Consider the following 19,790-nt stretch of genomic DNA (forward strand, 5'->3'; position numbering starts at 1 on the left):
ATGCCGCGCCATTCCGAAAGCCGTGTCCTGCCATATTCGGCGGACCAGATGTACGACCTGGTCGCGGATGTCGCCAATTACCCCAAGTTCCTGCCGTGGACAGCAGCCGCGCGCATCCGGTCGCGCGAGGGCGGCCCGGAGGGGGAAGTCATGCTTGCCGACCTCGTGATTTCGTTCAAGGTTTTCCGGGAGCAGTTCGGCTCCAAGGTGGTTCTATGGCCCGAGGAAAAGCGGATCGAGACCGAATACCTCGATGGTCCGTTCCGCCACCTGCAATCGGAATGGCGGTTCGAACCGCTGTCCGGCGGGGGATGCCGCGTGCACTTCTGGGTCGATTTCGAGTTTCGGAACGCCATCATCGGCCGGGTGGTCGGCGTGGTCTTCAACGAGGCGATGCAGAGGGTCGTCGCCGCCTTCGAAAAGCGCGCAAAGGCGCTCTACGGGCGCCCGGCCGCCTGAAGCGCCGACAAGATCAGTTCAAGCGCATGATCCCGCGCCGCCCGGCGCACGGCGTCGCGACCCAAGGCGCCAAAGTCCACGGTTTCCACCCGCGTTCCCGTGCTGGTGGCCAACCCGAAACAGACGCGCCCCTCCGGCTTGTGCTCGGACCCGCCGGGACCCGCGATGCCGGTGACGGACACCGCGATATCCGTCATCGCGCGCACCCGCGCGCCCTCGGCCATTTCCCGCGCGACATCTTCCGAAACCGCCCCCACCCGGTCCAGCGTTTCTGGTGAAACCCCCAGCAGGTCGACCTTGGCGTCGTTCGAATAGGTAACGACCCCCCAAAGGAAGGCCGCCGACGATCCGGGCAGGTCGGTCAGGGCCGCGGCCACCATGCCACCGGTGCAGCTTTCGGCCGTTGCGATCGTGCGACCGGCAGCCGCCGCAAGGATGGCCTGCGCCGTCACAGGTGCGCCAACGCGGCCAACACGACCACGCCGATTGCGGCCAGGACGCCCGCCACGGCATCGTCCAGCATTACACCCAAGGCGTCCGATCGCCTGTCCATCCAGCCGACCGGCCCCGGTTTCCAGATGTCGAACAGGCGGAACAGGACAAAGGCCGCGATCCAGCCGGGCCACAGACGCTCGACCGGGACGCCCGCATTCGCCGCCCCCCACGCCAGCGGCAGCAGGGCGATCCACTGGCCCAGCACCTCATCGATGACGACCTCGGACGGATCATGATCGCCGCTGCCCGCGGTCACGCCTTTGGTGGCCCACAGGCCGAGGGGGAGCACCGCCAAGGTCGCCAAGGTGAACAGGATCGGCCCCCCTTGCATCACGAGCCACCCGAGCGGCAGCGCAGCCAGAGACCCCCAAGTACCGGGCGCGGGGCGCAGGTTGCCGACGCCCCCGACCGTCGCGATCAATCGCGCGGCCTTCATCGGGCCACCAGCGCGACGGTCGCCTGACAGGCGATCCCCTCGCCCCGTCCGGCAAAGCCCAGCTTTTCTGTCGTGGTTGCCTTGACCGATACGCGATCGCGGCCCAGTCCCATCAAGTCGGCCACCCGCGTGCGCATCTCGGCGGCATGCGGTCCGATCTTCGGCTCTTCGCAGATCAGGGTGCAGTCGACGTTGCTGATGCGAAAGCCCCGCGCCGCGGCCAGATCGACGGCGTGGCGCAGGAACTGACCGCTCTCGGCGCCTTTCCACTGGGGGTCGGAGGGGGGGAAATGCGTTCCGATATCGCCCTCGGCCAAGGCGCCATAGATGGCGTCCGTGATCGTGTGCAGGGCGACATCGGCATCCGAATGCCCCTGCAGGCCGCGCCCATGCGGCACCTTCACACCACACAGCACGACATGATCGCCCGGTCCGAACCGGTGAACGTCGAACCCGTTGCCAACGCGGATATCCATGGCTCTGTCTCCTGTCAGCAGGCGCTCGGCCCGGACGAAATCGTCGGGCGCGGTGATCTTGATGTTATCCTCGGACCCCGGCGTGATCGCAACCGACAGACCTGCGGCACGCGCGACCTGCACATCATCCGCAGCCTCGCCGGAATAGGCCGCATGCGCCTGCCTCAAGGCGTCCGTGCGGAACCCCTGCGGGGTCTGTGCCCGCCAGAGCCCGGACCGGTCCGCCACGCCCGTCACCAGAGTTTCCCCGCGCCACAGCGCGTCGGTGACCGCCACGGCCGGGGCGGCTGCATCCTGATGCGTCAGCGCAGCAAGCACCCCTTCGATGACGGCCCGCGATACGAGCGGCCGCGCCGCGTCGTGGATCAGGACAAGGTCCGTCCGCACATCGGCCAACCCGGCCTGAACCGAGGCATGGCGCGTATTACCACCGGCGACATGGCGAACGGTCGGGCAGGCCCGCGCAAACCGCGCCTGATCATCCGGGTGGATCACCACCAGCGTGTCATCCACAAGGCCGGCAAAGGCATCGACGCTGCGGGCGATTACGGGGCGATCGCCAAGGACGCGATACTGCTTGGGAATCCCGCCACCCGCACGCAGGCCCCGTCCGGCGGCGACGATCAGCAAGGTGACGGTTGGACGTGTCATCGGCAGGCGATATCCTGTTAACTGGCCGCGCCGTTCCTAGCTGTGTGGTCATGACCTGACAACAGGACAGGCATACCCCTAGCGATCTGCGCAATTATTGTGCAAACGATGCGCGAACCACCAACACACCCGCCAGACCGCTGCGTTCGCCTGCTCGACGGTCTATCCACTTGATGAATCTGCACAGGGTTTCAGCACGTGCCCGAAAACACCGCACAACACTTGGATGCACGCCTCGCCGCACTGGGGCTGACATCGCCCGTCGTCCTTGCCCCCATGGCGGGGATCACAGACCTGCCGATGCGCACCCTCGTGCAGCGGTTCGGTGCGGGTCTGGTCGTGTCAGAAATGGTTGCCAGCCGTGAAATGGTCCAGGCCAAGCGCAGCGTGCGCGACCGCGCCGAGATCGGCCCGCGCGTCGAGGGTACATCGGTACAGATCGCCGGACGCGAGGCGCATTGGATGGCCGAAGCTGCGCGCATGCTCGAAGGGCAGGGCGCCCGAATCATCGATATCAACATGGGATGCCCGGCCAAGAAGGTCGTGGGCGGGGCGTCCGGATCTGCCCTTTTGCGCGATCATGACCACGCCATGACCTTGATCGAGGCCGTGGTCGGTGCCGTCTCCGTTCCCGTGACGCTAAAGACCCGGTTGGGATGGGATGACGACAGCCGCAACACGGCGTCCCTTGCCACGCGGGCGGAGAACGCGGGCATCAGGATGCTCACGATCCATGGGCGCACCAGATGCCAGTTCTACAAGGGCAAGGCCGATTGGGCCGCCGTGGGCGAGATCGTCGACGCCGTCGACATCCCGGTTCTGGTGAATGGTGACATCCTCGATGGCCGGGACGCGCGCGCCGCACTCGCCGCCTCGGGCGCGGCCGGCGTGATGGTGGGACGGGGCATTCAGGGGCGGCCCTGGGCCTGTGCCGACATTGCCGCGTCATTGGCAGGCCGGACACCGCCGCAGATCCCGCGCGACAAGGAACTTTGTGACCTGATCACAGGACATTACGATGCGATGCTCACGTTCTACGGCGCCCTTGGCGCGCGTGCCGCGCGCAAGCATCTCGGCTGGTACATGGATGGTGCGGGCACACCGGCCGACATCCGCCGCGCGGTCCTGACGGCCGAACCGGAGGCTGTTCGACGGCTTCTACCCTCTGCCATTCAATATCACGGAAAGCAGGCCGCATGACCGACACGTCTACCGTTTGGCAATGCCTCTCCGTGCCCGCCTTCATCCTGGATAGCGAAGGCCGGATCATCGAGGTCAACGGCCCGGCCGAGGGGTTCGTGAACCGATCCGCCAAGGCGCTTGCCAGTGTCCCCATTGGGGATGTTCTGACGGTCGAGGGCGGGCTGACGGCGGCGTTTGCGCGGGTTCTGCGCAATGACGCCCCCCTGACCCTGCACGACACGTCCGTCCGGATCGGCCCCGCGCCCGACATCCGGTGCGACATCCACATTTCCCCGATGGAGCCGGGCGCCCTCGTCCTTGTGACACCGCAGGATATCGCGGGCCGCGTCGATCGCGGACGCGATTCCCGCTCGGCGGCAAGATCGGCGATCGGCATGGCCGAGATGCTGGCCCATGAAATCAAGAACCCGCTTGCCGGGATCACGGGCGCCGCCCAGCTGCTGAGCATGAACCTCAGCGCGGAAGACCTTGAATTGACGGATCTAATCGTGGCGGAGAGTCGCCGGATCGTAAAGCTGTTGGAACAGGTCGAGCAGTTCGGAAACCTGCGCCCCCCATCCCGTCGCTCCGTCAACCTGCATGATATCCTCGACCGTGCGCGACGCTCTGCGATGGTCGGCTTTGCCGCGCACATGACGATCGACGAGGCATATGATCCGTCGCTTCCGCCGACATGGGGCGATCCGGACCAGCTGCTCCAGATCTTCCTGAACCTGCTCAAGAACGCCGCGCAGGTCGGCAAGCAGGGCGGGCGGATCACGATCCGGACCTTCTACGAGCTTTCGCTGCGTGTCCGCCGCCCCGACGGGTCCGGCGGTGCCGTGCCGCTTCAGGTCGAAATCATCGACGACGGCCCCGGCATTCCGGACGAGATGCAGAACAACCTGTTCGAACCCTTCGTATCGGGCCGCGAAAACGGAACCGGTCTCGGCCTCGCGCTCGTCGCCAAGATCGTCAACGAGCACGATGGATGGATCAAGGCCGAAAGCACCCCCGGCCGGACCGTCTTTCGCCTTTCCCTCCCGCTCGTCCCTCGGGACGTGGAACATGAACAACGCGCTACAAGCGACTGAATAGAGGCTAATCTTATGGATGGAACAATCCTTGTCGCTGACGACGACCGCACGATCAGAACGGTTCTGACGCAGGCCCTAACCCGGGCAGGGTGCAAGGTGCATGCCACCTCGAGCCTGATGACCCTGATGCGTTGGGTCGAGGAGGGCAAAGGTGACCTTGTCGTCTCCGATGTCATCATGCCGGATGGCAACGGGCTGGAGATGCTGCCCAAGATCAGTTCGGCCCGGCCGGGCCTGCCGGTCATCATCATATCGGCACAGAATACCATCATGACAGCCATTCAGGCGACCGAAGCGGACGCCTATGACTATCTGCCGAAACCGTTCGACCTGCCGGATCTGATGAAACGCGCCGCCCGCGCGTTGGAGCGCAAATCGGTCGCCGCCACACCCAAATCTGCGCCCAGCGTCCCGACCGAGGCGGATGATCTGCCGCTCGTCGGGCGCACCCCGCGCATGCAGGCGCTGTACCGTCTTGTCGCGCGCGTGATGAATACCGATCTGCCCGTGATGATCACGGGCGAAAGCGGGACGGGAAAATCCCTGATCGCGCGGGCCATCCACGATTTTTCCGATCGACGGACCCTGCCGTTCGTCACCGCCACTGGCGCCCAGTTGGCCAGCTTCGATGGCCCCGCCGAACTTCTGGCGCAGGCAAAGGGCGGGTCACTGCTTTTCGATGAGGTCGGCGACCTCGACGCCGAGGCACAGGCCCGGGTCGTCCGCATGCTCGACGGGCTGAACGGATCCGGGCCGCGCATTCTTGCCACTTCGCAACAGGATCTGTCGACCCGGCTTGGCGATGCGTTCCGATCCGACCTTTACTACCGGTTGGCGGGCGCACAGATCGACGTGCCGTCCCTGCGCGAACGGGTGGATGACATTCCCCTGCTTGCGGCCCATTTCCTGTCTCGCGCCGAACGCGAGGGCGGAAGCCTGCGCCGGTTCAGTGAAGATGCATTGGGCCTTGTGCGGTCCCACCCCTGGCCCGGCAATGTCCGACAGTTGGAAAACACCGTTCGCCGCCTTGTCGCGACCAGCCCGGCAGAGGAGATTTCACGCTCGGAGGTGGAATTGGTCGTCGGAACCGCAACGGTCAATCTCGGGCCGGATTCCACGGCGGCGACCGATGATCTGTCCGAAGCGGTGGAAAAGCACCTGCGCCGGTACTTCGACCTTCAGGGGGGACAACTGCCGCCTCCGGGTCTGTATCAGCGCATCCTGCGCGACGTCGAAGGCCCGCTGATCGAGATCGCGCTCGATGCGACCGGCGGAAATCAGGCCAAATGCGCCGACCTGCTTGGGATCAATCGCAATACGCTCAGAAAGAAGATCACCGATCTGGATATCCTCGTGACACGCCGCCGCAAATTGATGTAGATTCGCCACATGCGTTGCGGATCGGGAACAACCCGGCGACCAACGCGCGGTAAGACATTGATGCGAGGCGATCTTGCGATCCCCAACCACCACGGAGACTCTGTGGCGCTCCTTGATTTGGGGCGGCAGGAAACAGTTGAGGACAGGTGTGACCATTGCCTTGGTCGCGCTTGGTCCCGTCCTCGTGGTCCTGACGTTCATCGTGCTTGGCCTGCGTGGCCCATCCGACAGTCAGACGGCCCTGCGCGCCGTCCTTCTGATCGATCTGATCTATATCCTCCTGATCGCGGCGATGGTCGTGCGGCGGATCACCGCGATGGTTGCGGCGCGAAGGGCGCGGTCGGCCGGATCGCAACTGCACCTGCGCCTTACGGGTATTTTCACGGGCATCGCCCTGATCCCGACGATCCTGGTTGCCGTGTTTGCCACGATCACGATCAACATCGGACTTGAAGGATGGTTTTCCGAACGGGTGCGCAGCGCCCTGGGCAACAGCGTCGCCGCCGCACAGGCCTATGCGCAGGAACACCGCGATGACCTGATCGAAGACGGTCGCGGCCTTGCCGGGTATCTGAACGTCGCAAAGCAGGCCAGTTTCTTCATGACCGACGGCGACCTGCGGCAGATCCTGTCGCAGGGTCAGGAACTCGTTCAACGGGGTCTTGAGGAAGCTTTCGTCATCGACGGCCTTGGCGACATCCGCGCGCGAGGTGATCGCAGCTATCTTTTCGATTTCGAGCCGGTGACGGCGGCACAGCTGGCGCGCGCCCAGTCCGGCGAAGTTGTCTTGATCGAAGACAAGGAAATCAACGAGTTCCGCGCCCTTATTCATCTGAATGCCTTCGCGGACAGATACCTGTATGTCACGCGCGAGGTGGATGGCGCGATCCTGCAATTGCTGGACGAGACCGAAGAGACGGTGCAGCTCTATCAGCAGTTGGAGGAGGACCGCGGCCGGCTGCTGTTTGACTTCGGTCTTCTGTATCTGGAATTCGCGGTCATCCTGATCCTCGCTGCCACGTGGGCGGGTCTGTGGATCGCCGAGCGGCTGTCGCGACCTGTCGGCCAGTTGGCCGGTGCCGCCCAACGCGTGGGCCAAGGCGATCTGGATGTGCGCGTCACCGAGGAGCAGGGCGAAGACGAGATCGCCATGCTTGGCCGTATCTTCAACCAGATGACGCGGCAGTTGAAGGGACAACGCGATGCCCTCGTCGAGACCAATCAGCAGACGGAGCGTCGCCGACGGCTGTTCGACAGCGTTCTGGGGTCCATTACGGGGGGTGTCGTGGGCCTTGACGCACAGGGCAATGTCGATTTCACGAACCGTTCCGCGCAACGGATCCTGCAGGTCGAGGGCGCCGATCACTATGGGCGCGAACTGGGTGACCTCGTGCCCGAATTCGCGGACCTTTTCGACCGGCTGACCGAAGGACATGCCACGACGGCACAGGATGAGGTCCGGCTTGTCCGCGACGGCAAGCTTGAAAACCTGCTCGTGCGCATCGCGACCCGGACCGGCACCGACGGCACGTTGGAGGGCTACGTCGTGGCCTTCGACGACGTGACCGAACTGGTCAGTGCGCAACGCATGGCCGCATGGGGTGACGTGGCCCGTCGCATTGCCCATGAGATCAAGAACCCGTTGACGCCCATCCAGTTGTCGGCCGAGCGGGTGAAACGGCGCTTTGGCCGGGAGTTGCCGGAGGAAAGCGCGCAGAAGCTGGGCGAATTGACGGATGTCATTGTTCGTCAGACCAATGACTTGCGGCGCATCGTTGATGAGTTCAGCAAGTTCGCCCGTATGCCCGAACCGGAACGCCGCACCGCGGACATTGCACGTCTTCTGCGCGACACCGTGACGTTGCAGCGCGCGGCCCTCGAACCGGTCGTCCTGAACGACGTGATCCCGGATGAGCCCGTGACCGCCGAGATCGACACCACGATGCTGCGGCAGGCTTTCACCAATCTCGTCAAGAATGCCGGCGAGGCAATCGAGGCGCGCGCGGAGGCGGACCCGACCTGTCCACAGGAAGTGACCGTGACCCTGACCCTGTCGCCAAGGATGGCCGAAATCGCGATATCGGACACCGGAATCGGCCTGCCGGCGGATCGGGCACGCCTGTTCGAACCGTATGTGACGACGCGCGACAAGGGCACTGGCCTGGGCCTGCCGATCGTCAAGAAGATCATAGAAGAACATGGTGGTACGCTGGAGCTGCGCGATGCAGAGCCGGACGTCACCGGCCACAAGGGTGCGCAGGCCGTGATCCGCCTGCCGCTGCCAGAGGAGGGATAATGGGCGACATTCTGATCACCGACGATGAGGCCGACATTCGTGGCCTGATCGCCGATATTCTGGAAGACGAAGGATATACCTGTCGCAAGGCGGGCACGTCCGAGGCATGCATGGCCGCCATCGAAGAAGAGGCGCCAAGCCTGATGATCCTCGATATCTGGCTGAAGGACAGCGACATGGACGGGATCGATATCCTGAAATCCGTCCGGCGCAGTCACCCGGATATCCCGATCATCATCATTTCGGGGCATGGAAACATCGAGATTGCCGTCGCGGCGATCAAGCAGGGTGCCTACGATTATATCGAGAAACCGTTCAATATCGACCAGTTGATGGTCGTCGTCGGTCGCGCCATGGAGACGTCGCGCCTGAGACATGAAAACAGCGAACTGCGGCGCAAGGATGCCTCCTCCGCCGAGATGATCGGGCAGAGCGTGGCGTTCAAATCGCTGCTCGGACAGCTCAAGAAAGTCATGAATTCCAACGGGCGCGTAATGCTGACCGGGCCGGCCGGGTCCGGCAAGGAAGTCGCCGCACGCTATATCCATGCCAATTCGAACCGTGCATCCGCGCCGTTCGTCACCGTCTCTTCGGCCAGCATCGAACCTGACCGGATGGAGGCGGTTCTTTTCGGGCGCGAAAGCAGCGAGCGTGGCATCGAACCCGGATTGCTGGAGCAGGCGCACGAAGGCGTCGTCTATTTCGACGAAGTGGCCGACATGCCGCTGGGTACGCAATCCAAGATCCTGCGCGTGCTGGTCGATCAATCGTTCCAGAGGGTCGGCGGACAGGAAAAGGTGCGCGTCGACTTACGGGTTATTTCCTCGACGAACCGAGACCTCGAGGCCGAGATCCGGGCCGGGCGGTTTCGGGAGGAGCTGTTTCACCGGCTGAATGTGGTGCCTGTTGCCGTGCCGTCGCTGGAGGATCGTCGCGATGACATCCCCGTTCTGGCGGACCATTTCATCGGGGCCCTGAACAAGGCGCAGGGCCTGCCGCTGCGCCAGCTGAGCGATGAGACGCGGGCGTTGTTGCAGACGATGCGCTGGCCCGGAAATGTCAGACAATTGCGCAACGTCATCGAGCGTGTGCTGATCCTTGGCGACGGAACCGGCCCGATCGAGCCTACCGAACTGCCCAGCCCCACCGACGGCGGGGGCGACAATGGTGAGATGACCCTGACCGGTAGCCTTGCCAGCCTGCCGCTGCGCGACGCGCGCGAATTGTTCGAACGTCAGTATCTGATGACGCAGATCAATCGCTTCGGTGGAAACATCAGCCGCACGGCAAGCTTTGTCGGCATGGAACGGTCCGCCCTGCATCGCAAGCTCAAGTCCCTGGGCGTGGTGACGAGTGCGCGAGGTGGCGCGCGGGTCGCGCGAGTGGACGACTGAGGTGACGTCTGATGTCTGACATTCGAAAGCAGCCCGCCTTGAATGTCAGACATTTGCCACGGAAGGCCCGAGTTGACCGCCCCGATTGCGGGGCCTATCCAGACGGCTACAGCCACTTCGAGGAGCGACGGCTTTGAAAGTCATCATCTGCGGCGCGGGGCAGGTCGGCTGGCAGATCGCGCGCCATCTGGCGGGCGAGCGCAACGACGTGACCGTCGTCGACAACAACCCCGCCCTCGTCGATCGTGCGACGGACACGCTGGATGTTCAGGGCATTACCGGTTTTGCCAGCTACCCCAACGTGTTGGAGCGGGCAGGGGCCGAAGACGCGGACATGCTGATCGCCGCGACCCATTCGGACGAGGTCAACATGGTGACCTGTCAGGTTGCCCATTCCGTTTTCACGGTTCCGCGCAAGATCGCGCGCCTTCGTGCGCAATCCTATCTGTCGGCCATGCGGTCCGACCTTTATCGCCGTGATCACCTGCCGATTGATGTGGTGATCAGCCCGGAACGCGAGGTGGCGGAGGCCGCGCTGCGCCGCCTGCGCGCGCCCGAAGCTTTCGACATCGAAGAATTCATGGACGGCAAGGCCCAGCTGATCGGCCTGCGCCTGGACGCGGATTGCCCGGTTCTGGACACGCCCCTGCGCCAGTTGTCGGAATTGTTCAGCACCTTGCGGGCCGTGGTCGTGGGCATCCGACGCGCGGCCAGTGGCCGGCTTTTCGCGCCGACGCCGCGCGATCAGTTGCAGGGCGGCGATCAGATCTATGTCCTGTGCCATACCGATGACCTGGTCCGGACGCAGGAGATTTTCGGCAAGAAGGTAAAGAAACAGGAACGTATCGTCCTGATCGGCGGCGGAAACGTGGGCCTGACCGTTGCGCGGGCGTTGGAGGCGGCGCCGGAGCGGCTGCGCACCAAGATGATCGAACGCAACCGGGTCTGTGCCGAAAGGGCCGCCGAAGCGTTGGAACGGACCATCGTCCTGTCCGGCGACGGTCTGGATATCGAAATGCTGCACGAGGCGAACATCGAACGTGCGGACGTCGTGTTGACCGTGACGGATGACGACAAGACGAACCTGCTGGCGGCTGTGCGGGCCAAGGCATCGGGATGTGGCAAGACCATCGCGCTGATCAACGATCCCACGCTGGTGCCGCTAATGGGCCCGCTGAATATCGACGCTTATGTGAACCCGCGGCAGACGACCGTCAGTTCCATCCTGCGCCATGTCCGGCATGGCCGGGTGCGCAACGTCTATTCGGTCGGGGACGCCGAGGCCGAGGTGATCGAGGCGCAGGTCATGTCGACTTCGCCACTTGCAGGACGCCGCATTCGCGATGTGTCCTTTCCCGAGGGCGCGCTGGTCGGGGTGATCCAGAAGGCCGGCGGCAAGGTCGTGCGCCCCGGCGGCAGCACCCTTATCGAAGAAGGTGACACGGTCGCGATCTTTGCGCTGTCTGCCGACGTCCCCGAGGTCGAGCGGCTGTTGCAGGTGCAAGTGGACTTCTTCTGATGACGCGCGCGCGGGATCTGCTGCGCGTGCGGTTGCCGTTGCTGGTGCGCTTCGCGATGGCGATTTCCGCCTCGATGTATGTGCCCGCCATTCATGCCTTGGTCCGCGATGCGCATCGCGAGGCGCAGGCATTCTTCTACAGCGGAACCTTCATGTTGGCGATCTGCCTCGGGATTGCCTTGGCCACGGTGCGAACGCGGTCGTCGAACCCGACGCGCAGCCACCTCGTCGCCCTGTTGGGCGCGATGACCATCCTGCCCGCGATGGCGGCGATCCCCCTGCGAGAGGTCGTCGCCGACACCCATCCCGTGCGCGCCTATGTCGAGATGATCGCCGCCATAACCACGACCGGCGGCACGCTATTCGCGCCCGAACGCCTGTCGGAAACCGCGCATCTGTGGCGCGCCCTCGTCGCGTGGCAGGGCGGCTTCCTGATCCTTGTCGCCGCCGTGGCGATCCTCGCGCCACTGAGGCTTGGCGGGTTCGAAGTCACCTATTCCGCCCGTGACGGCCAATACGCGCGCCTGTCGCCGCAGATGCAGGCGGTCGATCCGGAATTCCGGGTCATACGATATGCCCGGCTGATCGCGCCGGTCTACATCGTGTTGACGGGAACGTTGTGGGCCATCCTTGTCGCACTGGGCGAGGCGCCGACCGCCGGGGCCATCCACGCCATGTCGACGATGTCCACATCCGGCATCACCGGTGCCGACGGCGTCGCAGGTTCGCCAGCCGGTTTGCCCGGTGAAATCGCGGTGTTCGCCTTTCTGATCTTCGCGGTCAGCCGACAGACCTTTACCACCGACATCCAGAAGGATCGCGCCATCCGGCTGAGCCAGGACAGGGAGTTGCGGATTGCCGCCCTGATCGTCGTGTCGGTCTCGACGCTGATCCTCGTGCGGCATTGGTACAGCTCGCTCGACGTGAACGCGGAGGCCAGTTTCGCCTCTGCCTTGCGGGCCTTCTGGGGGACGGCGTTCACGGTGCTGTCGTTCCTGACGACCACCGGATGGGAAAGTGGCGATTGGTCGACCGCGCGCAACTGGTCGGGGCTGGAAACCCCGGTCGTCCTGTTGCTGGGGCTTGCGGTGTTCGGTGGCGGCATCGCGACCACCGCCGGCGGCGTGAAGCTGTTGCGGATCTATGCGTTGTACGAACATGGCCGCAGGGAAATGCACCTGCTGGTGCATCCACACGGTATCGTCGGCGGGCAGGGGGCCCGCTTGCGGATCCCGATGCGCGGCGTGCAGGCGGCTTGGGTCTTTTTCATGCTGTTCGCCATCACCATCGCCGCGGTGACATTAGCCCTGTCTGCGACCGGGTTGCAGTTCTCGAATGCCATGATCCTCGCGATTGCCGCGCTGACGACGACGGGGCCCTTGGCCGATCTGACGCTTGGCACCGGACCGGCGCGGGGGATCGGCACGCTCAGCGATATCGCGATGCTGATCTGGGGGGCGGCCATGATCCTTGGCCGCCTGGAAGCCCTGGCCCTGATTGCCCTGTTCAACCCCGATTTCTGGCGCCGCTGAGGCGCCGAAAGCAGCAAAGGCGATGCAAACCGGCCCCGCATGGGAATTAACGTTGCGGGGGGCTGGAACTTTCGAGAACAGCCGCTCATAAACGCAGCATTGAAAAGGACGGACCCGTAAAAATGGGCCGCGCACGACAGGGACGGCAAGCATGGCCTCGGATAAGCAAAACCTACAGGACGCGTTTCTTAACCATGTCCGCAAGACCAAGGTGCCGGTTACGATCTTCTTGATCAACGGCGTCAAACTTCAGGGTGTCATCACCTGGTTCGACAATTTCTGCGTGCTTTTGCGCCGCGACGGCCAAAGCCAGCTTGTCTACAAGCACGCGATTTCGACCGTCATGCCGGCACAACCCATCAACCTTTATTCGGGCGAGGACGATTCTGGCGAATCCTCCTGATCAGACGCATTCGACCGAGGCACGGCCAACCCGTACCCTCGTCTTGCACCCCGACACCCGTGGTGGCGACCGCTCGGGTCGTGATCCGCGTCTTGCCTTGGGCGAAGCGGTATCCCTGGCGCATGCGCTGCCCGGCCTGGAGGTCGCGGGCGAGGATGTCGTCCGCCTTCCGAAACCGCACCCCGGCATGCTGTTCGGTTCCGGCAAGGTGGAGGAATTGCGCGCCCTGATCGAAGCGGATGAGATCGACCTCGTCTTGATCGACGGGAACGTCACGCCGGTGCAGCAGCGCAATCTGGAGAAGGCGTGGAAGGTCAAATTGCTTGACCGGACCTCCCTCATCCTTGAGATCTTCGCCGACCGGGCCGCCACCCGCGAGGGCGTGTTGCAGGTGGATCTGGCGGCGCTGACCTATCAGCGCACGCGCCTCGTGCGTGCATGGACCCACTTGGAGCGGCAGCGCGGCGGCCTCGGCTTTGTCGGCGGCCCGGGTGAGACACAGATCGAGGCGGATCGCCGTGCCATCGACGAACAGATGCACAAATTGCGCCGTCAACTGGCAAAGGTCGTCAAGACGCGCGAGCTGCACCGCGCCGCGCGCGCCAAGGTGCCTTACCCGGTCGTGGCCTTGGTCGGCTATACGAACGCGGGAAAATCGACCCTGTTCAACCGCCTGACCGGGGCGGATGTCATGGCCAAGGACATGCTGTTCGCGACGCTGGACCCGACGATGCGGGCCGTGACGCTGGAAACCGGGGCTGGCGGATTCGACGTCATCCTGTCGGATACGGTGGGCTTCATCTCGGACCTGCCGACGCAATTGGTCGCCGCGTTCCGGGCCACCCTGGAAGAGGTGCTAGACGCCGATCTGATCGTGCACGTCCGCGACATCAGCCACCCGGAAAGCGAGGCGCAGGCCCGCGATGTCGATACGATTCTCGAGCAGCTGGGCGTCAAGCGCGACACCCCGCGTATCGAGATGTGGAACAAGTCCGATGCGCTGGACATGGATGCATTGGAGGCGGCTGCAAATGTGGCCGCCCGCCGCGATGACGTCTACCTGGGGTCTGCGCTGTCGGGGCAGGGGTTGCGACGCCTGCTTGACCGCGTTGCCAGCGAACTGGGCGACAGCGTCAGTGAATTGTCCCTGACCCTTCCGTTTGACGCGGGCCGCGCGCGCGCGTGGTTGCACGAAGAGGGTGTGATCCAATCCGAGACGGCCGGCGATACCGGCGTTGTTCTGGCCCTGCGCTGGACCGACCGGCAGGCGCAACGGTTCGGCGCGGCCTTTCCGGAATTCGATCCGCGTGGGCCGGAAGACCCCGAGGAAGAGCCTGTGAACACCCCCGGCGGCTGGACGCCCTGACCCGCCGATCGGCGGCCAGAAGGCCGGTCGGGATGCCGTTCTGCCTCGGCAGGTGACAGCCGGGATCACATCGGGTATCCTTCTGCACGGATCGGGGCGACAGACCCTGACCGGCCAGAGCAGACTTGGACAGGACAGAACCCATGACCATATTTTCGCGTCGCCGCTTTCTTGTGGCGGCAAGTGCTCCGTTGGCCCTGGCGGCCTGTGGCAACGGCATCGGCAGCCCCGGCAGCAGCCGTATCGACGCGCGCGTCGATGAAGCTACCAACTTCATGTATGACACGTTGCCCGAAACGCAGACCCTCGCGTCGAAAGCGTCCGGTATCCTGATGATGCCGCTGATCACCGAAGCGGGCCTTGGCATTGGTGGTGGTTTCGGCCGCGGGGCCCTGCGCGTCGACAATGTGACGGTGGATTACTACTCCTCCACCAATGCCTCCATCGGGTTGCAGATCGGGGCGCAGCAGTATGCGCATGCCCTGTTCTTCATGACGCCAGCCGCGCTGAACAATTTCCGCGCGTCGCCGGGCTGGGTTGCGGGGGCGGACCTTGAGTATGCCGCATCGTCCAATGCACGGTCCCTGACGACGGATACGACGTCGCTGCTGACGCCAGTCGTTGCCGTCGTGTTCGGGCAGGCGGGCCTGATCGCCGGGGCGACGATCGAAGGGCAGAAATACAACCGCATCATCCCCTGACCCTGCGCTGGCCGCACGGACGGGGCGCGGGGCCAGCCCCTCGCGCTCCCCGAGGTATTGGTGGCCAGAGGAACACGGGACGAAAGGCGCTTGCCTCGGTCGATGGTTCGGCCTATGACGCGCGCACTTCACAGGCGGGGGCGGGCCCTCGGGGGAGACATCCCCGAACGGTCCACCGGTTGAGCATGACGCTCTGATCCCCCGCCAAGGTTCAAACCGGAAAGGACAAGAAACATGGCAGTGCCTGATTTCTCCCTGCGCCAGCTGCTCGAAGCCGGCGTTCACTTTGGTCACCAGACGCAGCGCTGGAACCCCCGTATGGGTCCGTACATCTACGGCGCCAAGAACGGCATCCACATCCTCGACCTGACGCAGACTGTACCGATGCTGGATCAGGCCCTGCAGGCCGTGCGTGACACCGTCGCCCGTGGCGGCCGCGTCCTGTTCGTCGGCACCAAGCGCCAGGCCCAGAAGCCCGTCGCCGAAGCCGCCGAGCGTTGTGCGCAGTACTACATGAACCACCGTTGGCTGGGCGGCACGCTGACCAATTGGAAGACGGTTTCGAACTCGATCAACCGTCTGAAATCCATCGACGAAGCGATGGAATCCGGTTTCGAAGGCCTGACCAAGAAAGAGCGTCTGGGCATGGAGCGGGACCAGGAGAAGCTGCAGGCTTCGCTCGGCGGGATCCGTGAAATGGGCGGTCTGCCCGACCTTCTGTTCATCATCGACGTGAACAAGGAAGACCTGGCCATCCTCGAAGCCAAGAAGCTGGGCATCCCGGTCATCGCGGTCGTGGATACCAACTGTTCGCCCGATGGTGTCGACTACGTCATCCCCGGCAACGACGACGCGGCCCGCGCGATCGCGCTGTACTGCGATCTGGTGTCCCGTGCGGCCCTCGACGGCATGAGCGATCAGCTCGGCGCCGCAGGTGTCGACATCGGCGCGCTGGAAGATGGCATCGACGAGACCGTTGATCCCGGCGAGGCCGTCGAGCCCGCCGCCGAAGAGACGACCGCCTGAGCCTGTACGGCCCAAGGTCATCAATCGGTTACAGGGCGCGGCTAAGGCCGCGCCCAGACCCCATTTCAAAGGAGACAGGATCATGGCCATCACCGCGAGCATGGTGAAAGAACTGCGCGACACGACCGGCGCAGGCATGATGGACGCCAAGAAGGCACTGACCGAGACCGCTGGCGACATGGAAGCGGCCGTCGATTGGCTGCGCACCAAGGGTCTGGCGAAAGCCGCCAAGAAGTCCGGCCGCACCGCCGCCGAGGGCCTTGTGGCCGTCGCCGTGGAGCAGGGCACCGCGGTTGCAGTCGAAGTTAACTCCGAGACGGACTTCGTCGGCAAGAACGCCGAATTCCAGAGCATGGTCAAAGGCATCGCGGATGTCGCGCTGACCGTCGACAACGTCGAGGCGCTGAACGCGGCCGACATGGGCGGCAAGCCGGTCTCCGAAGTCGTGACCGACAAGATCGCGACCATCGGCGAGAACATGTCCGTGCGTCGCATGGCCAAGCTGTCCGGTGCATCCGTCGTGTCCTATGTGCACAACGCTGCGGCACCCGGCATGGGCAAGATCGGCGTTCTGGTTGCCCTGTCCGCCGACAACGACGCCTTCGGCAAGCAGGTTGCGATGCACGTCGCAGCCGTGAACCCCGCGTCGCTGTCCGAGGCTGACCTTGACCCGTCGGTGGTCGAGAAAGAGCGTCAGGTCCAGATCGATATCGCGCGCGAGTCCGGCAAGCCCGAGGCCGTGATCGAAAAGATGATCGTCGGCCGCATGAAGAAGTTCATGTCCGAGGTGACCCTGCTGAACCAGGACTTCGTCGTGAACCCCGATCTGACCGTCGGCAAGGCCGCCGAGGAAGCCGGTGTTGAAATCCTCGGGTTCGTGCGCCTCGAAGTTGGCGAAGGCATCGAAGTCGTCAAGGAAGACTTTGCAGCCGAAGTCGCCAAGGCCGTCAAAGGCTGACGCCACCGATCATATGCAAGACCGCGAAGCGGCGCCGAGGGGAAGTCTCGGCGCCGCTTTTTCATTGGGGTTGGATCCGGGGATGAAACAGCCCCTCAATGATGCGGGGCCCCGAAGACAATACTCCGGGACACCTCGCGGTGCCGAAACTCACGACACAAGACCAAAGACCGGGGAACGCTCCGGTCGCCTTTGGTCCTGAATAGTCCAAGGCGCAATTGCCATCACTCACAAGACTTTGACAGGATCGCACCTTAACGCCGGGTCAGGTAGTCTGGTTTTCCTTACCATTGGTCAAACAGTCGAATAATTCGACCGGGATCCACCCCATTTCGGGGGGGTATCGTCATGCCTCATACCGATAGAACTGGTTCTGAACGCTGGCCTTCAGAATCGCCTGAGCCGTCGTGTCGACATCCAGCGCCTCACGCGCGAGGCGCAGGTGCTTTTCGATGGTTGCAGGGTTTCGCCCGAGCACATGGGCCACGTCCTGCACCGTCTTGCCGTCTGCGACCAGTTCCAGAACCTCTCGCTGGCGCGCCGTCAAGGGGCGGCCATGGGTGCCGTAGGGCAGGGACAGTATGGTCAGATGTGTCACGAGGTTGAGAAGCTCGATCTCCTGTCCTTTGCGGGACCAGAGTTCATCGACCCCCGCCTGCGTCATGTTGCGTGCGGCAAGACCGATGCCGTGACCGGATCGTTCCGATGTTCGGGGAAAGCTGATGCCGTAGCCCGCGACTATTCCGTGCCGGCGATTGAACTCGCACACGCGCCGTTCACCGGCGGTCAGGCGGCCTTCCTGATAATCCGCTGCTATCTCGGACCAGCTTCGGCTGCCGACGTTTGACATGGCCCAACGGACCATGGGCGCATCACGGAACAATCCGCCATCCAGATACTCAGCATTGAAGTCATCAGGATAGGTCGACAGGATCAGGGCATCACGGACGTCGCCCATGCCATTCTTGGTGCGCAGGCGCGTGGCGGCGTAAAGTATGCAATCGAAGCCGTAGGTCGCCATCCTGCGTTGATGCATGTCCCACAGGATTTCAAGGCTGGTTACCTGCGTGATGGACAACAGGTAGCTTTCGAGTTCAGTCATGGCCGGTGCCCGCACACGTATAGGAAAAGAGGATCTGCGCATAACCTTATGAAAGAAGGTAAGTTCAGGAATGAAACCTGTCCAGTGTTCTATATTTTACATAACTATGATTATGACGATCAGATACAGTGAAATCTGTGTGCAAGGATGACTGAGTTCTTCGCCTCTCTCGGATTGTTCGGCTGGATCGTGATCGGTCTGGCGTTGTTCGGGCTGTTCTCTCTGCCGAAGGCCCTGCGGGAAATGTGGACGCGCCCGTGGAACCGGTCGGACCCGACGGACCGGAATGCCGGCCCCTTCGACGACGGCGACGATCACCCCTGATCGGTTGCGTCCGTAAACCCGATCGCGTCTAATGCGCACAACAGATTTGGAGCGACGCAATGATCAGACTGACCCTCACAGCATCCGCCTTGGCCCTGACGGCGACCATGTCGCATGCGGCTTGCGACGAAGTCGTTTTTGCAGACGTCGGATGGACCGATATCACCGCCACGACCGCGACCGCCTCCGTCGTTCTGGAAGCCTTGGGGTATGAAACCGATACCAAGCTGCTGTCCGTTCCGGTCACCTATACGTCGATGGCGGCTGGCGACATCGATGTGTTCCTCGGCAACTGGATGCCCACGATGGAGGCGGACATCGCCCCGTATCGCGAGGCCGGCACCGTCGATACCGTACGCGCCAATCTGGAAGGCGCGAAATATACGCTGGCTGTGAACGACGCTGCAAAAGCCCTTGGAATCGCTTCCTTTGGTGACATCGCGGCCTATGCCGGTGCCCTTGATGGAAAGATCTATGGCATCGAGCCGGGCAACGATGGCAACCGCCTGATCCAGTCGATGATCGACGAAAACGCCTTCGGCTTGTCGGATTTCGAGGTCGCGGAATCCTCGGAACAGGGAATGCTGGCCCAGGTTGACCGTCTGACCCGTCGGGAGGAGCCGATCGTCTTCCTTGGCTGGGAACCGCATCCGATGAATGCGAACTTCGACCTGACGTATCTCGAGGGTGGCGACGACTTCTTCGGGCCGAACCTCGGGGGCGCGACGGTCTATACCAACACGCGCTCCGGCTACGTCGACGAATGCCCGAACGTCGGTGCGCTGTTGTCGAACATGTCCTTCTCGCTTGCCATGGAAAACGAGATCATGGGCGCGATCCTCAATGACGGGACCGACCCGGAAGATGCGGCGCGCAGTTGGCTGGCCGCGAACACCGGCGTTCTCGACGCTTGGCTGGACGGTGTGACCACGATCGATGGTGGTGGCGACGCCACTGCGGCCGTGACCGAAGCCCTGCAGTAAGCATATGGGG

General features: G+C 63.7%; 19 protein-coding genes. 15 read left to right on the plus strand and 4 right to left on the minus strand.

Going from position 1 to position 19,790, the window contains the following annotated elements:
- Positions 1 to 459, plus strand: coding sequence for a type II toxin-antitoxin system RatA family toxin (locus V6N07_RS02995; protein ID WP_371153936.1), 459 nt, complete (start codon positions 1 to 3; stop codon positions 457 to 459).
- Here V6N07_RS02995 and V6N07_RS03000 read toward each other — a convergent pair.
- The 3 genes from V6N07_RS03000 to V6N07_RS03010 are packed head-to-tail and all read right to left on the minus strand — an operon-like array spanning position 438 to position 2,517.
- Positions 438 to 911 (minus strand): CinA family protein, encoded by a 474-nt coding sequence (locus V6N07_RS03000; RefSeq protein WP_371153938.1) that lies wholly within the window; start codon positions 909 to 911, stop codon positions 438 to 440. The genes V6N07_RS02995 and V6N07_RS03000 overlap by 22 nt on opposite strands.
- Entirely contained in the window at positions 908 to 1,390 is a 483-nt protein-coding gene (locus V6N07_RS03005) for a phosphatidylglycerophosphatase A (protein ID WP_371153940.1), read from the minus strand. Before V6N07_RS03005 ends, V6N07_RS03000 begins: the two co-directional genes overlap by 4 nt.
- Positions 1,387 to 2,517: a bifunctional 2-C-methyl-D-erythritol 4-phosphate cytidylyltransferase/2-C-methyl-D-erythritol 2,4-cyclodiphosphate synthase gene (locus tag V6N07_RS03010; protein WP_371153941.1), complete on the minus strand. Its 1,131-nt coding sequence runs from the start codon at positions 2,515 to 2,517 to the stop codon at positions 1,387 to 1,389. The genes V6N07_RS03005 and V6N07_RS03010 overlap by 4 nt, the downstream gene beginning before the upstream one ends.
- A gap of 222 nt (positions 2,518 to 2,739) precedes the next feature.
- Here V6N07_RS03010 and dusB point away from each other — a divergent pair, with 222 nt between their 5' ends.
- From dusB to tsf, 12 genes are all read left to right on the plus strand, one after another.
- On the plus strand, positions 2,740 to 3,717 hold the full coding sequence (gene dusB, locus V6N07_RS03015) for a tRNA dihydrouridine synthase DusB (protein ID WP_371153943.1): 978 nt from the start codon (positions 2,740 to 2,742) through the stop codon (positions 3,715 to 3,717).
- Positions 3,714 to 4,793, plus strand: a complete 1,080-nt coding sequence (locus V6N07_RS03020; protein ID WP_371153944.1) for a nitrogen regulation protein NR(II) — start codon at positions 3,714 to 3,716, stop codon at positions 4,791 to 4,793. Before dusB ends, V6N07_RS03020 begins: the two co-directional genes overlap by 4 nt.
- A 15-nt stretch (positions 4,794 to 4,808) precedes the next feature.
- On the plus strand, positions 4,809 to 6,176 hold the full coding sequence (locus tag V6N07_RS03025) for a response regulator (RefSeq protein WP_371153945.1): 1,368 nt from the start codon (positions 4,809 to 4,811) through the stop codon (positions 6,174 to 6,176).
- 148 nt (positions 6,177 to 6,324) lie between these two features.
- Entirely contained in the window at positions 6,325 to 8,472 is a 2,148-nt protein-coding gene (locus V6N07_RS03030; protein ID WP_371153947.1) for an ATP-binding protein, read from the plus strand.
- The gene (locus V6N07_RS03035; protein WP_371153949.1) at positions 8,472 to 9,866 is read left to right on the plus strand and encodes a sigma-54-dependent transcriptional regulator; all 1,395 of its coding nucleotides are present in this window, start codon (positions 8,472 to 8,474) and stop codon (positions 9,864 to 9,866) included. The genes V6N07_RS03030 and V6N07_RS03035 overlap by 1 nt, the downstream gene beginning before the upstream one ends.
- A 133-nt stretch (positions 9,867 to 9,999) precedes the next feature.
- Positions 10,000 to 11,385 (plus strand): Trk system potassium transporter TrkA, encoded by a 1,386-nt coding sequence (gene trkA, locus V6N07_RS03040; RefSeq protein WP_371153951.1) that lies wholly within the window; start codon positions 10,000 to 10,002, stop codon positions 11,383 to 11,385.
- On the plus strand, positions 11,385 to 12,917 hold the full coding sequence (locus V6N07_RS03045; protein ID WP_371153952.1) for a TrkH family potassium uptake protein: 1,533 nt from the start codon (positions 11,385 to 11,387) through the stop codon (positions 12,915 to 12,917). Before trkA ends, V6N07_RS03045 begins: the two co-directional genes overlap by 1 nt.
- 151 nt (positions 12,918 to 13,068) lie before the next feature.
- Complete coding sequence (hfq, locus tag V6N07_RS03050) at positions 13,069 to 13,320, plus strand: RNA chaperone Hfq (RefSeq protein WP_371153953.1); 252 nt, start codon at positions 13,069 to 13,071, stop codon at positions 13,318 to 13,320.
- A gap of 43 nt (positions 13,321 to 13,363) precedes the next feature.
- Positions 13,364 to 14,686 carry a GTPase HflX gene (gene hflX / locus V6N07_RS03055; protein WP_371153955.1) on the plus strand — a complete coding sequence of 441 codons (1,323 nt, stop codon included), beginning with the start codon at positions 13,364 to 13,366 and terminating at the stop codon, positions 14,684 to 14,686.
- 143 nt (positions 14,687 to 14,829) lie between these two features.
- Positions 14,830 to 15,387, plus strand: coding sequence for a YSC84-related protein (locus V6N07_RS03060; RefSeq protein ID WP_371153957.1), 558 nt, complete (start codon positions 14,830 to 14,832; stop codon positions 15,385 to 15,387).
- Between the two features lie 234 nt (positions 15,388 to 15,621).
- The gene (gene rpsB / locus V6N07_RS03065) at positions 15,622 to 16,413 is read left to right on the plus strand and encodes a 30S ribosomal protein S2 (protein ID WP_371153958.1); all 792 of its coding nucleotides are present in this window, start codon (positions 15,622 to 15,624) and stop codon (positions 16,411 to 16,413) included.
- An 82-nt stretch (positions 16,414 to 16,495) separates the two neighbouring features.
- Positions 16,496 to 17,371 (plus strand): translation elongation factor Ts, encoded by an 876-nt coding sequence (gene tsf, locus V6N07_RS03070; protein ID WP_371153960.1) that lies wholly within the window; start codon positions 16,496 to 16,498, stop codon positions 17,369 to 17,371.
- A gap of 346 nt (positions 17,372 to 17,717) precedes the next feature.
- Here tsf and V6N07_RS03075 read toward each other — a convergent pair whose 3' ends face one another.
- Entirely contained in the window at positions 17,718 to 18,473 is a 756-nt protein-coding gene (locus V6N07_RS03075) for an autoinducer binding domain-containing protein (RefSeq protein WP_371153962.1), read from the minus strand.
- A gap of 147 nt (positions 18,474 to 18,620) precedes the next feature.
- Between V6N07_RS03075 and V6N07_RS03080 the strand changes: the two genes are divergently transcribed.
- On the plus strand, positions 18,621 to 18,797 hold the full coding sequence (locus V6N07_RS03080) for a hypothetical protein (protein ID WP_371153963.1): 177 nt from the start codon (positions 18,621 to 18,623) through the stop codon (positions 18,795 to 18,797).
- A gap of 59 nt (positions 18,798 to 18,856) precedes the next feature.
- Positions 18,857 to 19,780 carry a choline ABC transporter substrate-binding protein gene (locus V6N07_RS03085; protein WP_371153964.1) on the plus strand — a complete coding sequence of 308 codons (924 nt, stop codon included), beginning with the start codon at positions 18,857 to 18,859 and terminating at the stop codon, positions 19,778 to 19,780.
- Positions 19,781 to 19,790: the final 10 nt, after the last annotated feature.

The sequence above is a fragment of the Jannaschia sp. 2305UL9-9 genome (assembly GCF_041403465.1).
Classification (GTDB): domain Bacteria; phylum Pseudomonadota; class Alphaproteobacteria; order Rhodobacterales; family Rhodobacteraceae; genus Jannaschia.